Genomic DNA, 16008 nt, shown 5'->3' with positions numbered 1-16008 from the left:
AACCCAATGCAAAATAAAAGTCAACAAAAAGAAACAGTAAGCTACTCAGTGATACTGTACGAAACTCAGAACTCTTGTTTGGAAAACTGGGGTCTTAACCATTACACAACGCTCGCTCAGTAATTGGTTACTATTTCATAGGCTTGAGGGCGTCAAGATGACTATCGCCAGTAGTGCGAAAGAGGCCACTCTTGGCCCTGCATCCGACCGAAAGCACGATCAGATATGCCCGTCAGAGGGCATTGGCCCTGCCAGTAACCAATTAATCGGTCTCTGAAGATGTTCTGACCAACACGCTGCACAACCAGCCATTCGGCCTCGGTCGTTTTGGTCATCCCTTTCGTTCGGTGCAGGAACTCTTGCAGCCGGGCGTCTGGCTGACTGATGGCCAGTTCATACCGTCAGCGCACTTGGTGCCACTTCTGCTTTGCGCAGCCGGTAACATTTCTGAATGGTGTTTACATATTTGTGGCCGGTGCCCGCTACTACCAACTGCGACTCTTGTTAGAAAACAGTAGTTTACCCAAATAGGGTGTCAGGTTCGCGAGTTCGTCAAGTACTTCAGCACTTCCTCAACTGACTTTCATCAACCGCAAAGCCATTTCCTTTTCTCCCCACTTGACAGAAAACGTATCTGAAACGTCAAACCATCCGCTACCGTCACCGGTGCCGTGGTTTTGCCCCTGCAAGAGCAATTGCAGTCGTGCCCTTTGGCATTTCGGCAAGCAGGGGCGCAAACTTCATACTCTCGGTAAGGCTGTACAACATATACTCGTCGATAACGTAGCAAGGCTGCCTCAACAAACTTATTAAACCACGCCTTTGGAATTTCCCAAGCCTGATGATCACGAACGTATTTTGGTCTGGTTTTCCCAAGACCGTGAAGCCACACTCTATTGTCTTCTCCGAATGGCAAGTGAACCAGCACTTTGGTGCGCTTCTCGTCGCTTCGTATTGCCATCGGAATCGTTTTATGACGCCAATTCGCCCATATTTCTGGCGGCATCCTCAGTAATTTTAACATTCTATACCCCTTCCAACCCTTCTTAAACGGCCTCAGTTTCGATGAATGCCCGAGTCCCACCTAGATCCGAAAACGCTCTAGTCCGACAACTGAGCACAATGATCTGCTGATCTTTTGCGGCGTGCGACAGCATGTTGAACATCGTCGAAATCCGCTCATCATCTGTATGGACAAGTGCGTCATCAAGAATAAGGGGTACGTGCCTGCCCTGCTGTGCGAACAGCTTTGCAAACGCAAGTCGTGTCAGGATCGCGATTTGCTCATAGGCACCACCCGACAACATGTTGATGTCGTCCTCCACTCCGTTGCGAATAATCTTACCAACAAGCATCTTATCAGGGTCCAATTCAAAATCAGCCCCGGCGTGTAGTTGCGCCAGCAGCGGACGCAGTTCGTTGCGGATTGGTTCGAAATAGGTTTCTTGCGCGTCTTTACGTGCTTCGTCGAGATGAGCGATGAGCATTGTCAGTGCCTTTGCCTGCAACTCATATCGTTTGGCGCGTTCTGATGCCTTCTCAAGCTGGTCGATGACTTCAGCTAGCTTTTCTTCCACGGCCCCTTCGGACTGTGTTTCGATCGCCCCGTCGACACGCGCAAGCTCACGTTCCAATTTGTTAATTTCGTCGCGGTCTGCTTTTTCCGCGCTTAACAAGCGTTCATGAGTGGATTGCGCCACGTCCAGATTGGGCGCGACTAGCTTAAGCTCCGCAAGGGTTTCGGCAGCCTTCTCTTCCTTCTCAATCTCCTCGTCGCGGGATGTTTGCAATGCGGCAAGGGTAGCATCCTCACCCTGTGGCTTAGCCAAGGATGTCTGTTCCGCCAAAAGATGGTTCAGCACACCGCTGGCTTTGGCCACGTCATTGGCAGCCTCAGTAGCTTTCGCCTGTAACGCCTGGGTGTTGGATCTGAGGTTAGCGAGATCATCATCAAGACCTGTGATCTGTTCTTCGATCTGTTCCGCTGAAAGGTCATCAGGTTGCGACCCTGCAGCCTCTGGCAATTGATCGTCTGGTACATGCCTTAGCTCTTTGCACAGTGCGTTCCATTCCTCTTCCAGCGCACCTACCCCATCGGGCGCTAACCCTCTGATTTCAGCAACAGCGACAGTCTTGTCGTTCACGGCACTTTGACGCGCATTAAAGGCGTCGCGGGCGTCTTGTACTGTTTGAACACCAAGGGCTTGAAGGGCCGCATCACTGTCAGCAGCAAGCGCATCTGGATCCTCGATGCCCTTCCCTGCCCCCGCCGCCGGGGACAAATTGATTGTTCCAAACCCAGAAAGATTAAGCGCGAGTGGGCGATCAATCAGCATGTCCTTTTCTAGTTCAAGCGACACACCGTCACATTCAGCCGTACCTAACGATGATGGCTTAATAGAGAAGCTGGCAAATTGTGCGCGGCGTTGTTCTTGGGCGATACTGATACGCCGACTAAGGTCGCCAAGGCGATCAAGGTCACTCTGTGTGATTTCGACACGCCCCAAAATCACATCTGCATCACTCAGCTTTTTCTGGGGTGCCGAAAGTTGAGCGACGAGATCAGCAAGAGTGCGCAATCGATCCCACTTTCGGCGAGACCTTTCAGCTGTGCGCGCCGCACTCAGGGACTGAACCAATGTGCTTCGCTGCACTTCAGTCTGCGTAATCAACGCCTGTGAGTCGATTAATGTTGCATCGGACGCGCCTTGAGCAGCGCGTAGAGAAGATGCATCAGTCTCTTTCTGAGTGATCTCATTAGCGAGCTGCCGACGGCGATACTGTATGTCGGCAATATCTTTGACTTGGCGGATCAGCTGGTTCTTTTCAGCTATAATTAGTTGGAGCGCTCCATCGGCGTCCGCGACGCTGCGATCATGCTGCTGTGCATTTTTATAAGCTTCTTCGGCGGCCGCGAGCTGCTGAACACGCGCGTCCTGTTTTTGCGGATCATGCAATGCCTGCAGGCGCAATTTAGCCTGCCGTTTCACTGCCAGCGCCTGAGCAAGAATACCTACGTCTGCTTCAAGCCGCTCCTTACGCACGAGCAACTCAACAGCTTTGTCTTCAATTGCTTTCCATGAACTTCCTGCCTTCGCTTTGAGGCCTTTCGTGGCCAATGCATCCAGTTCCTTGCGGCACTGCTCGACGATCTTATCCATACGCCGCCCACCTGTAACGGCATCAATCTGACCACGCACGCTGGACATCAAATCGCGGCGAGCTGCGACGTTGCTGGCGTCCTTGTCTTTGCCTTCCGGATCAACGTGGGTTGCGCCTTGCCGCACCCAAAGTAGCCCAGCAGGACCTTTGTTAACCTTATTGATGTTGTCCTCAATCCACGCTTCGGCATCGCCTTGTTGCTTGATGACCTGCCCGCTAGCGCAGTCGATTATTTTCGCTGACTTTTGAACCAGAAAGGATTTTTCAACACGGAAATCTCTCTCATCGATTTCCACAACTGCTGCCACGCACGCAGCCCCACCTGAATAAGGCTGCAAGCTCTTCACCTCTTGTGAAGATGACCCGTGCGGCACAAAGAACAATGCATGCAGCGCGTCGAGAAACGTTGATTTTCCAGACTCGTTTTCTGCGGTGATTGTCGTCAATCCATCGCCAAAGGGCCCAAGCACCGCTTTTTGCCCACCGAAACGTCGGACGTTCGTCAATTCAAGCTGGCGCAGCTTCATTGGGTCGATTCCTGTTGGGCAACATGAAACAGATGCGTCAGGGCGATTTGGGCGACCTGGACATCCTCAGCTGTACGTCCCTCCAGATCAGTAGCCGCAAAAAGGCTGTCAGCTGTTGCCCGCAGTGCCCCACCTGTTGCGATTAGATCAAGGTCATCCACTGCTTGTTCAATTCCTAATCGATCAAGGATCACCTCAAAATAGTGAAAGTCATCAGCGATCTTCGCACACATCTCTCGCAGCTGGCTTTGTTCCAGCAACCCAAGGCGTCCAGATGCCTCTAACCTCACAAGCGTTTTATCCCGCCCCAAAACAGGAAGTGCATCAGTCAATTGTTGGACTGGGTCCGTGCCTGCAAAGAATTCAAGCGCAATTGGTCGCCAATCAAATTGCCCTATGGGGACGGCTGTGACCTGCGGCGCGTCACCGGGCGCTGTGATTTCTACGAGGAGGGCACCTGCTGCTGCATGCCCTTTGAAATTGTCCGCCTCAGGGCTGCCTGAATACCAAGTCCGTGACGTGATCGATTTTTGTCCGTGCCAGTCGCCTAGCGCTAGATAGTCAAGCTTAGACCGCTCTGCCCGATCGGGTCGAATGACGGCAACTGTCACCTCTTCGCTACCGAAATCCAAGATGCCGCCGTGCGCCAAGCCAATCCTGAAGCGTTGGCCTGTTTGCGCATCGGTCATCCAATCTGTGAGGTCGACGCCTGGATTCCGAACTGTGGGCGGAGCTGGGAGGATAGCGATGTGATCTCCGATTTTGATCACCTCCGACGTCACTGCGAGGATCACGTTGTCAGGTTTGTCGCGTTCTATCCGTTCCCAGAGGTCAACTGCAGCGAGGCTGTCGTGGTTTCCTGGCAAAAGTACCCATTGCAGGTCAGCGAATTCAGCCATGACGTCGAGCGCACGCCGAACAACTTTGGAGGGCGGCGCTTCGGCGTCGAAGGTATCTCCTGCAATCAAGATGAATTCGGCTTTGCCAACACGCGCTGCGGCTCCAAGACAACTTAGAGCGTCAAGCCGCGCCACGCGTAGGGCAGCCTGTGTGTCAGCGTCGAACCGACCGAAGGGCTTCGCAAGGTGAAGGTCGGCTGTATGAATAAAACGCACCAAAGAAAGCTCCCAAAATCTATTAAACCCCACCGTAGATCTTTGAGGTTATGCCTACAAACTAGCAATTACAGAGATCAGTATTGCACTGTGTAAAAACGCTATATTAAATGCTACTAGCGCAACTCGACATATCATCCGAACTTACGCCACTTTCTTCAACTGTCCTGGTGCTAACTTTTCCACAATCATAAGCACTTCTTTCGCCGCGACGACAATATCCGTCTCAAAAGTCGCATCCGAGTACATTTTGGCACCATGACTTAGGTTGTTCAGTAGCAACATACTCTTCACGTCAATCCCAAGATTGTTTGAGGCAAATGATACAAAGGCCCCAAGATCATCTAAATCCGGCTTGCAAAAGCGCCACATGCCCTCAAGGATACACCTGATTGAGTTGGCTGTTTGATGATTGGGCGGCCTGCTAGCTGACGCTACATCAAAAACTTCCTTCATATGGGCTACATGAGGCGCTACAAATTGCTTTTGTTGATTCAGGGTATGGTGACCGTTGTTATCCGTAAGCTGAAATAGAGCCGATTTTGGAACCACATTGTTGGCGCTAGCCAGATTATAGAAGTAATCATTATGCGTTAGGATCAACATTCTAGGTCGCTGAAATGGGCTACTATCAAATCGCAACTCTGCATCTTTCAGTCGCAGGGATTTAATGATCTGTGCAATACTATAGATAAGGCTTATCCCCTTTGCTCCGGCGGCACCTGATGTAGTGCGAAGCGGCTTGCCAATCTAGAATGTTCTGGTATTGTTCTTCCCATGCCAGCCAGATGGAAAAACGACAAACCCATGTCCCGCCCCGCGTTCGACGCCAGGTTTTCTGATGAGGAAGCGTGTTCGCATTATCTGGTGGAACATCGTTGGCCTGAGGGCTTCGTCTGTCCTTCCTGTGGCACCTGCAAGGGCTGGCCGTTAAAGCGAAATCGCGCGACTTGGGAATGTGCCGGTTGCGCACGGCAGACATCCGTGACGGCTGGCACGGTAATGCACAGCAGCCATTTGCCGTTGCGAATTTGGTTTCTTGCCGCGCACATCATCACCAGCCATTCCAACGGCATGTCAGCGCTGCAACTTCAGGCGCAACTTGGCCTTGGCAGCTACAAGACGGGTCGCCATCGTCGCTCGGACCGATGGCGCTTCTCGGCGACCTCCTCTTGCAAAAGCTGCGGCGGTCGATGGTCAACCCTGACCGCAACCCCCTGAAAGACCTTGTCGAAATCGATGAAACAGAGATGCCGTTCCGGTCCCGGCATGATCCCGAGGACCGGCCAAAGGGTGGGCGGAGCCCGGTTGGAAAGATGTTTGTCGTCTGTGCCGTCGAGTTATCAAGTGACGGACATCCGCGCCGTATCAGGATGAAACACATTCCCGACGGCGCGTCAAAGACGCTGCACGGGTTCATTGGTCAGGCTGTAGAGCCTGGCGCTCACATCATCACGGATGGCTGGCTCGGTTACGAAAATCCTCCTGCAAACACGCATGAGGCAAAGGTCGTCAGCGGCAAGAAGGCACACGACATACTCCACTGGGTCCACCGCGTGTTCTCCAACCTAAAAACGTGGGCAAAAGGCGTCTTCCACGGCCTCAGAAAGTGCCATCTACAACGCTATCTCGACGAATTCGTGTTCCGCTGGAACCGACGGCGACACATGCGAAGCGCCTTCGACACGCTGCTGGGGATCGGTGTTGGTCTCGGGCCAGCGACATATCGTGATTTTGTTGAACAGCGCGCCTGAAGGGCCTCGTTCACGGCAAAAGCCACGCCCTATAAACCCACCAGACGTTACAAACTGATCCGATCCGCCTCTAAAGCCACAAGGGCAAGATTCTGCGCCGCGTCAACATGTGGGGCAACCGGACTAAAAGGGATAAGCTTTACTATAGATATAGTCAAATGAAACAGACGAAACAGGATCATCAATAATGAAAAAGACCTTATTGTAGTCATCTGCCTCGGCAACTTTGAGGTGCGTTTGAGCTAGATAATAACAAAAGCCCAAGACAGACTTTTCGCCTTCGCTTAAAGTTCGATCACCGCCTCGAGTCATGTCCGACTTGTTTCGCTGAACAACAAATCGTGCGGCATCAAAGGTGTATTTAGCCCCAAACACATATCCCAACAAATACTCAAAAGTCACAGCGACTTTGTCTCTTGCGCTAACCTTACCACCACTGGTTTTTTTGAGATTAATAACTTCTACAGCGAGAGCTTTTCCAGATGTTTCGAGTAACTTAAAGTTCGCTAGTGCCGGCGCCTTTTTCGTCCGAAACGCCTCTATCATCGAAATACATGCTGCTCTTTGAATGTCTTGCTTTTGCTTTCCCGCCTTCGCTAACTTGCCAGAAAGTACCGCAATCTTACCATTGTTAGCAGTGATAGACGCCTGAAGCGCTGTTTCAATTCCGACCAACCTAGAAACCCAATCAACGTTCTGGGGTTTGGTCAAATCTTTCGATTTCAGGTCCAAAAAGGCATCAATTAACGTATATTCATCGCTAAGTAAGTCAAACTTGTCATCGATAGAATCGAGTGTTTCTGTAACTAGATCTGGGAAGTATATTTTGAGTTCGTTGTAACTGGCTTGTACACGAAGACAACTTTTTGAGGCGTCACTGATTCTCGCCTGAAGCGCACTAAGTTCTTTCTTTAGCTCAAGTATGACGCCCCTTAGGCTCAAGTTTCAAATGCAACACTCAGAGCCCTTTGGGCATAGGATGTTGTGATGGACATACGAAGCAAGCACCTCAGCAGCGAGGACCGTGGCGTGATATTAGCCGAGCATAATAGGGGCAGCAGTCAGCGGTTGATCGGCCAGCTTTTGCATCGCCCGGCGAGCACGATCTGCCGTGAGCTGGCGCGAGGTCGGCAGGAAGACGGCAGCTATTGCCCGCAAGCGGCGCGGCAGGCCTATGATGCCCGGCGTGCGCGCTGCCGCCGCGAGCGCAAGCTTGTGGAGGGGAGCGATCTTTATCGTTTTGTTCATGGCAAGCTCGTACATCTGCACTGGTCGCCTGAGCAGATTGCGCAGAGACTGCGTCTCATGAAGCCTGATGATCCATCCGCCCATGTGAGCCATGAGACCATCTATGCCGCGATTTACGCGCAGCCACGTGGTGGGCTGAAGGCGGCGATGATCGAGGCGTTGCGTCAAGCGAAGCCTAAGCGTGGGCTCAAGCGCAGGACAGCGGCGGGCAGTGCTATGGTCCCGGAATCATTGCGCATTATCAATCGCCCTGAAGAGATCGAAGCGCGACTGGTACCAGGCCATTGGGAGGGCGACCTCATCAAGGGCGCATTCAATCGCTCGTCAGTGGGGACCTTGGTCGAGCGCAAGACACGCTTTGTCATTCTTTGCAAAATGGACGGCAATGGGGCCGAGGCCGCGCTCGACAGCTTCACCCGCCAGATGAGACGACTACCCGCTGCTTTGCGCAAGAGCATGACCTACGACCGCGGCTCCGAAATGGCCTGCCACCCCGAACTCGCCAGACGGTTGAAGATCGATATCTGGTTCTGCGATCCGCATGCGCCTTGGCAGCGTGGCAGCAACGAGAACACCAACGGACTGCTGCGTCAGTACATGCCCAAAGGAACTGACCTGAACGGTGCAAGCCAAACATGGCTGAACGACGTTGCAAACCTGATGAACAACCGCCCGAGAAAAACTCTCGGTTGGAGAACACCCGCTGAAGCCATGGCCGACGAAATCGCGGCCTTCAAATCAACCGTTGCACTTGATGTTTGAATCCAAGCCCTGAAGTGAAGCTTCTTCGTCCCCAAAATACTCTCTATAGACAGCTATTGCAGCGAGCGCTGTTGTTTGTAGCTCTTGGGTACAGAAATGGCAGAGAGCAGGGTCATCAGATAGCTTCTCGATGCCCACCTTAAAGAAATCAGGGTCAGCTAATATTTTCTGTTTAACTTTTTCATCAATTCTGGCTGGCGTCACGGTTTGTTGTAGCCCAGCAACCATTTTTGACGGATTAAGAAAACAGTTGCTTGCCTCGGCTTGCACGTCAACTTTAGCCCCTTCAGGAAGGGACTTAATTTTTTCATACTGGGCCTTCAGGGTGGCAATATCATCTGATTCTTCTGCTTCAGACGCAATCACTTTTAACAAGTCCAAGCTCCTAAATTCACCTAGACTGGCGGTAATCGCAAAACTTTTCTTTACAACTTCTTTATCTGTTTCAAACTGTTTACGAAGGTCGGCTAACTGCAATCGATAATCTGCTTGTTTCTTTTCCAGTTCGTCCTGTTTTTCAATCAATTCAGCATTGGGTTTGCCAAGTATAATCTCATGGGTCGTTGTGCCATCTAACTCATGATAACTTTTCCGCTTCAGTTCGCTCTCAACATAATCAGCTGAAAAGACGTGAAATAAATGATCCGGCGAGATGTTTAGACTTGAGCCCCCGCTTGTATCAAGGTTCACCTCAGCAAGGTTGGCTGCGCCTTCCAATATTCTAAACGTTCCGACAGTACCCTCCTCTGAAACGATATCAGATGCTTGGATACTCTGTTGATCATCACGGAATTGGTCCAAAAGTCGGAAGGTTCGCGAAAGGAACGATTTTCCCGTCCCGTTAGTAGCGAAGATCAGGTTTTGGCGCTCTTCGGACAGATCTGAGTCCAGGCTCATAATTGGCCCGATATAGCTAGCTTTCAGATGCAACTTTGACCTAACTTGTTTTGGAGTGCTCATAAATCTTCCTAATCAAACAGTTACCTTTTAGTTTAATGTATAATCACTTCGCGTAAAGGTTGTTTAGAAGTAAGAAATACAATTTCAATGTGAGCCTGCACGCCTTTGATGTTGACTGTTGCGTTGCCGTTGAAGCTCCTACCGCAAGAACGAAAACACCCAAAACTGCAAAATATCTTATGAATCCAAATCCCACTTACTATTCCCGCCCGCAACGTTGATTGATGCTTGGCGGATTCACAAACCAATAGCTGTACTTTCGCAAATCAAGTTCCCTTTTCGATCAACAGCTCTGTGCGGGGAACGTTCAGATTGCGGAGGCCTTTCAAGTAGCGTTTTATGAATGAAGATCAGCATGTTGAGCAGTACTGGATCAATGGTATATGAAGTCACAGAAGATTAGCAAAGTTTCTAGAGGTTCCTTCGTTGGCGCGTTGCTTCGCCTGTTCGGACATCGGTATCGAAGCGTTATGATTTCAGAGGCGGGCATCACGCTGTCGGCAGGTTCTTCAAAGGCACTAACCCTTTCGAAACTGACCGGCGCTCCGCACCTGACGAAAACTCTAGGTTTCACCATCAGACGTCTACTTCGGACGTGACAAAGCCATTCTAAAACAAAGGGAAAGGATCAAACGAAAGACGCTCGAAGCACGCCGCTTGCATCACTGCCAGCGCGCCGCATAATGAAACCAACCAGATGAGCCAGACACTCTCCCAGCTTAAGCCGACTTTGGACCCAAAAAACCTGACGACGTACACAAGCCCTCCCTGTTCTGGATGCTCCGGAATACGCTGAGCAGCGCCCACCAAACCAAAAAGGCATATATCTAATTCTGAGAGATCTCAGAGATCAACTCTTGCGGCTCCGGGAAAGGTTCAGCCTTTACAGCCTCCCATGTCTTCTCTCTCTTGGCCAACTCGGAAAACTGCGCTCCATCACCCAGACGATTGAAAACAGAGTTCACAATTTTTGCCCATTCCCACAACAATCTGCTCAACGGACCAGACGTATCCTGCCGCTGCCAGACCTGCATCAAATCGACCCTTTCCCCAAACCGGACTGCAAATATTGCAATGGTGTAGCTCGCGACATTCACGTACCCTTGCTTGAAAATGAGCTTCGCGTCTTTTGTTTTTATCTGCTTTTCAATCGCTTTGAATAAAATAACCTTCGCGATAAGCTCTTTGTACCAACCAACATCCAGAACCTCGGGAACTGTATCAGGGCTTTCGTCGATGGCGGCCATAAACTGCCCAAAGTTCTTTTCCCCTCCCAGTGCAACTTGGGCCGGTAGCCCTCTCCATGTTTCATGATATTTCGCGATGTCGTTTTTCGTCAGCTTTCTTGCGGTAGGTATCATCTCTCGCAAACGTCTTTTTTGCGCTGGCGTTCGCCCTTCCCGAAGCATGGTGACCGCGTAGGAACCCGCTGCCCGCTCGTAAAACCAGCGTCCAGTTCCATCGGGGCACCAAGTATCATTCGCTAGCTTTTCGAGTTGAACGTGTATCGTGCGATTGGCTGAAAGATCAGATGTTTTCACCGCATTCTGGCTGTTGGCGTACTGCGAGATGCGCGAAATCAGTGTTTCCCGGTCATCTTCATCGGAGCCGCGAAGGATCACAATTTTTGCTGGAACCATCACAGTTGTCAAATCAATATCTTTCACGTCACGGCTGGCAAAATAAATGGAAGACGTGGTCTGTCCTCCGTTCACTATTTGCAGCCCCTTCAAGAGCGACAAACCTACCTGCCCGTCAGAAGACTTGCTCAGTAACGCCTCATCGCAAATCATTACCAATCCATTATTATAAGCAAGGAAGTTACCGGGTTCTTGTTCGAGAGTCTTCACAATCCCCCTGTTCACAGCTCTTCTTGTCCCGAGAAACGACCGGACATTTGCTTCAAGAAGTGTCGTGTTGTATCTCTCGTATAAAGCACGCACGACTTCGCCCGGAATGGCTGTAAGCGCATAGTCGTAATTTGCGTTCGGGTCGGCCACATGAACGCAGGGAAGTGATCTGCCAATTGCTTGCTCAAAGCTGATATTGATTTCATCTCTCGGCTTGCCAGTCGTGTGACGGAACAGGCGTTCAATATCTATGGCTTCGACTTGAACTAACCGTCCCTCGACTTGCCGAGGGGTGAAGTGTTTTGATTTCGTCTGTCCATCCGTTAGGACGACAATCCGCAACTGATCGAGATCATGCCATTTACGCTGAAGGGTTTCGACAAGATCGAGAATAGGACTGGTCGGATCAAGTTTTGACGCAAGCTTACCGTTCGCCGCGTTCAGTGCAAAGTTCACCGCAGACTTTGCGACTGATGACAAATCAGAATCCCGAAGCTGACTGATATGATCAGTACCAAGATAATGGGTCAAAAACAAATCGATCCGCGTATCATCTGCCGAAATGCTGAACCCCGAAATACGAAGCTTGCTGGACCCGACCATTCCAGACCAGTGGCAAATCTCAGGTGCTTCAGAAATCCCCGCAGTGCTTGCGTTGTCCATTGCAAGTTCGGCGAACACCAACTCCTCTACAGGAAAGCTCTCATCAGGGTTGCTCGCGCGTTCGGCCAGAATTCCGAGCGCATGATTACGGAATTCGGAGTGAAATTCGGGTAAATTCATCAGTTTTTCCCCAGTAAGCTCTGAAGCATGTCAATTGACGACAAGGCTTCTGCACCAATCGCTTCCATATCAATATCGTAAGAAACCCGCCGGATTGGCGCGTGCAAACCTGAGCGCCTCAAACAAGGAAACTCTTCCGAGACAAGGAAGTACTTACTATCGGTGCAAGATAGTTGGCGATCATACCTGTCAGCATGCTCGGATAGGTACCCAGACATTAGCAGCAATGCTTCAAACTGCTTACCTAAACCGGAATTTTGCATCTTTTGCGTCAACTTGACGATGGCTTGCTGAAGACTTTCACCGCTTTCATCTTCGACGAACCTAAAGCCACAAAGATACATCGGCCATCGCTCGGCATCGAGCTGTTCGATACTGCTTATCGTCACCAAGAACCCGTTTGCACGCGCAGTGCTCTTCACTTCGATTGCACCTGCTTCAACATAGAAATCCTGAGGTGCCATCAACGGACCTTGCCAAAAGTTCAATGCGAGCAAAGGTGAATGGACCTGATCTGCCAGCATTTCGAGCATCATCAGTTCGCCTTGCAAGCCAACCTGTCTCTCCGCCGAAAGCGGCTTACGCCGCTTGTTGGCCATAAAATCCTGCCATTCTCGGACCCGTACGAAAAAAGCATCAAGCAAAAGCCGAGGTTTGGCCATATCGAGTTGCTCAAGCTGCCTCAATACATTCACGGACATCATGGAAAACAGCTCATGAGCACCTTCCACATGCCGAACAAGAGCCAAAGCCTCTCTTCCGGATACCCAATTCTCTGACGGCAAGCGAACAACATCAAAGCCCCCCCCCGAAGGGAGTCTGTCTGAAGTCCGGATCGTGCCCGCGGGAAAATCAACAACAATCGCTTCCAACCCATTCGGAAAACTACGTCCTGCATGGAAGGAGACCTCCCCGTCACGATAAAGCCCCGAGATCGCCCAAGAGCTTCCCTCAGTATCTAGGAGTGCCCTCCAGATCCGCGCGAGGCCTTCTTCAGTCCAAGTCATTCAAGCCTCCCCACAAAACAGCATTCGCCATATATGCACCGTTGCTCACGCGCCGCTTTGATGAGCTTCCTGGGAAAACAACCGACCATGCGAGAACAGGTTGCCGTCCCTCTAGTAGCGGGTTTTTCGACTTATCCGGATCAAGTAGGTATAGTGTTAACAGTCCTCTTTCTCGCTCTGGTAATACCCCTGAACCCGGGCTCCCGTAACCGAGAATATGGCGGATAGCGGGGCCGGTAGGTTCTTTGGGCGGCTTTGTACCCTCGTTACGATCCACATCACCGCTCCATGTCTGGATGCTATGTGCCAAGGCCGCTTCATACTGCTTTTGCCTCAAGTCAATTGCTTGATCACGAGGCGAAATAAGCGACTTGATAGCGTGCCGATTATTTTGATCACCAACGCCCGACCGGCCAAGCATCCCCGCTTCAACGCTGCCGATCACATATTGCTTGCCTTCTAACGATCCGGCCAACGCAACTGTCCAACGAGTCAACTCACCGTCTTTGTTCATCTCGGCTATAAAATCGGCAATCAAGGGAGCAACAACCCGCATAGAGGTAGGGTGAGTTTGGTAGGCTCTTAAAAACTCAATTACCTTCAAAGGCTTTACATCTCTCCAGAGGTGCCCGCTCCAGTTTTGCCCGTCGGGTACAAAATATTGTTGTTGGAGTGGGCGAGACGCCCCGAGGGAGCCCACGAATGCAATTCCAGCTTCAAAATTGCTTTCGTGCCGCTTATCCAAGGGGAAAGTGATGGTTTGAAGCAAGTCACCAGCATAGGTAAGGTCAATCGGACGTGCGTTCCTCATTTTCGTCCTCGAAGTGACCGTGAGGATCGAATGTGATTTAACCTTCAGACCAAAATCTTTCGGAGACGCACCTACAGCGACCATATTGTCAAATTCCTGACGCAACTCTTCGGCAGCGTCTGCAATATGACCGAACCACTCTATCAACTCGTCTGAGGTGTAAAGACGACACACATCAAGATAGTTATCACGGTACCCGAACCACCGACCCATTTGCATCAGGGTGTCGTACATCTTGGTAGTTCTCAGGAAAAAACTTGTGCAAAGACCCTCAAGCGTAAGTCCTCTGGCCAATTTGTTGCCACCAACGGCGATGACCTTAAGGCCCGTTTGTTCGTTCTCAGCGTAGTCGAGTGCATCTTTGGCAGAGCCGTTGATCTCTCTGACTTGGATGTCAGCCAGCACAGATGGCAAAGTGTCACGTACTTCTTCCCAAGTGACATCGCGCCCTTGCGGCACATCCGTGAATTCATCGCGAATTCGCTCCATCTCCGGTCGAAATCTGCCTAAATAGTCGCTACGCATCACTTCATCGAGAGTATCTAAATCAATATTGCGATCGTAACGCCGCTTCATTCCACGTACATGCTCATCCACCTGTTCGACAACTTCCGCCTGAACCGATGTAAAACGGGAGACATGAATCAACATTGAACTATGATTTTGCCCTTGGCCTCGCACCTTTCGAACAGCGCAAGCAAAAACAAATGACCGTACCGCTTCGATCAGGCTTTCCGGCAGTTTTCGCTCTCCATCAATTCGTGGTTGCCAACCATTCTTGTGGATGGCGGGCATCCACTCAGAAAACCTTTGCTCATCAATCGTTCGGGTTAAAGGAAGATCTTCCGGAACCGAGGAACTTGAACCAAATACACGTCCGGGGCCGATATAGTTGGTAGGCGCACCCAGACTGGTGATGAAGGCGGATGGAAATAGATCTTCGCCCTCTCGATCAGTTTTACCCTTCTCATGGATAAAAATATTTGCAAAAGGAGTCGCAGTGTAACCAATATAGGCCTTTCGTGAAAACGAATTCAGCAATTCCCGTATCAAACGATTTATGGTGGTCGGTGAGTGTTCCGGGTCCGAGACACCGTTTTCGTCAAAAGCGTTTTCTCCCGTGTCAACAGAACCATGATCAGACTCGTCGTCAATCACCATTAGAGGCAAAGAACCGACCACTTTGCGGCCAGTTTCGGGATTCACTATATCAGCCGCATGATTTTCGACCCAGTACAGGAGCCTTTCGAGGACAGTCTTGTTCTTCTTGATCACGAAAAGCCAAGGTCGCTCCTCCGGCTTCACTGCAAGCTTTCTAGAAGTTGTTTTGTCGAAGTCACCCTTGTCAGAACGGTTTGTAGCGCAATTTGGCTTAATCTCGTGACTTGGATCTAGGATGCCCACTCCCACAGCAGGCAGGCTGTCCACATTTACAAGGGTCGCATAGCCTAGAAATCCTTCATCCAGACGAATCTGTGTTTGAGCGCGGAGGTTATTGTGCAGACCAGCCAGAACAATGATAATCTTGTATCCAGCGTCTGCAGCTTTGCAGATAAGCCCTGTATAGTTCCCGGTTTTTCCCGATTGAACGTGCCCGACTACAAGTCCACGTCTATCCCAGCGTCCTTGGCGTTTTGGATCTTCAAGGTTTCCAAGAATTTCATCGGTGGATTCATCCAACCCCTCCATCGCCTTCCAAGGAAGCTTTTCATCCATATACTCCGCATATCGGCGCCAGTACCGCCAGTCCTGTTTGCGGTCAGCGGTAAGCCATGCCTCGTGATCTTCACCACTTTTCAAAGTAGCTATTTTACCGATGCCATGGCTTGAACGACGGATCATTTCATCGATTACAGCTTCTTTATTTACGTCATCAAAAAGCTCTGGTTCGAGTAATTCAACCCGGTCAAGAATTTCCGCGATTAAATCTGAAGTAACAAGCTCACCCGACTTTTGAACACGTCGACGCATCAGCGGTTCACTGATTTTAAGTATATCGGTCAGTTCTCTTTTGTCTGTCATTGTGTCA

9 protein-coding genes and 1 pseudogene are annotated in these 16008 nt (G+C 50.6%); 2 read left to right on the top strand and 8 right to left on the bottom strand.

Annotation, left to right across the window (positions count from 1 at the left end):
- Nucleotides 1-1046 precede the first annotated feature (1046 nt).
- The 3 genes from OA238_RS09955 to OA238_RS09945 form a co-directional block, all read right to left on the bottom strand.
- Nucleotides 1047-3689, bottom strand: a complete 2643-nt coding sequence (locus OA238_RS09955) for an AAA family ATPase (RefSeq protein ID WP_015495057.1) — start codon at nucleotides 3687-3689, stop codon at nucleotides 1047-1049.
- On the bottom strand, nucleotides 3686-4804 hold the full coding sequence (locus OA238_RS09950) for a metallophosphoesterase family protein (protein ID WP_015495056.1): 1119 nt from the start codon (nucleotides 4802-4804) through the stop codon (nucleotides 3686-3688). Before OA238_RS09950 ends, OA238_RS09955 begins: the two co-directional genes overlap by 4 nt.
- A 144-nt stretch (nucleotides 4805-4948) precedes the next feature.
- Complete coding sequence (locus tag OA238_RS09945; RefSeq protein WP_044036627.1) at nucleotides 4949-5410, bottom strand: hypothetical protein; 462 nt, start codon at nucleotides 5408-5410, stop codon at nucleotides 4949-4951.
- Between the two features lie 171 nt (nucleotides 5411-5581).
- Here OA238_RS09945 and OA238_RS09940 point away from each other — a divergent pair.
- Nucleotides 5582-6558: pseudogene (locus tag OA238_RS09940) on the top strand (IS1595 family transposase).
- A gap of 123 nt (nucleotides 6559-6681) precedes the next feature.
- Here OA238_RS09940 and OA238_RS09935 read toward each other — a convergent pair.
- Nucleotides 6682-7500, bottom strand: coding sequence for an AAA family ATPase (locus OA238_RS09935; protein WP_044036625.1), 819 nt, complete (start codon nucleotides 7498-7500; stop codon nucleotides 6682-6684).
- Nucleotides 7501-7545: 45 nt separating this feature from the next.
- Here OA238_RS09935 and OA238_RS09930 point away from each other — a divergent pair, with 45 nt between their 5' ends.
- A complete protein-coding gene (locus OA238_RS09930; RefSeq protein WP_015494757.1) occupies nucleotides 7546-8568 on the top strand; it encodes an IS30 family transposase in 1023 nt (340 codons plus the stop codon).
- Here OA238_RS09930 and OA238_RS09925 read toward each other — a convergent pair.
- The 4 genes from OA238_RS09925 to OA238_RS09910 all read right to left on the bottom strand — a co-directional run bounded on the left by OA238_RS09925 (nucleotide 8545) and on the right by OA238_RS09910 (nucleotide 16001).
- A complete protein-coding gene (locus tag OA238_RS09925) occupies nucleotides 8545-9528 on the bottom strand; it encodes an AAA family ATPase (protein WP_015495055.1) in 984 nt (327 codons plus the stop codon). The genes OA238_RS09930 and OA238_RS09925 overlap by 24 nt on opposite strands.
- A gap of 827 nt (nucleotides 9529-10355) precedes the next feature.
- Nucleotides 10356-12161 carry an AIPR family protein gene (locus OA238_RS09920; RefSeq protein WP_015495054.1) on the bottom strand — a complete coding sequence of 602 codons (1806 nt, stop codon included), beginning with the start codon at nucleotides 12159-12161 and terminating at the stop codon, nucleotides 10356-10358.
- Nucleotides 12161-13168, bottom strand: coding sequence for a PD-(D/E)XK motif protein (locus OA238_RS09915; protein WP_015495053.1), 1008 nt, complete (start codon nucleotides 13166-13168; stop codon nucleotides 12161-12163). The genes OA238_RS09920 and OA238_RS09915 overlap by 1 nt, the downstream gene beginning before the upstream one ends.
- Nucleotides 13155-16001: a Z1 domain-containing protein gene (locus OA238_RS09910; protein ID WP_044036623.1), complete on the bottom strand. Its 2847-nt coding sequence runs from the start codon at nucleotides 15999-16001 to the stop codon at nucleotides 13155-13157. Before OA238_RS09910 ends, OA238_RS09915 begins: the two co-directional genes overlap by 14 nt.
- Between the last annotated feature and the right edge of the window lie 7 nt (nucleotides 16002-16008).

It is taken from the genome of Octadecabacter arcticus 238 (assembly GCF_000155735.2).
Classification (GTDB): domain Bacteria; phylum Pseudomonadota; class Alphaproteobacteria; order Rhodobacterales; family Rhodobacteraceae; genus Octadecabacter; species Octadecabacter arcticus.
This window is presented reverse-complemented; position numbering and strand designations above follow the sequence as displayed.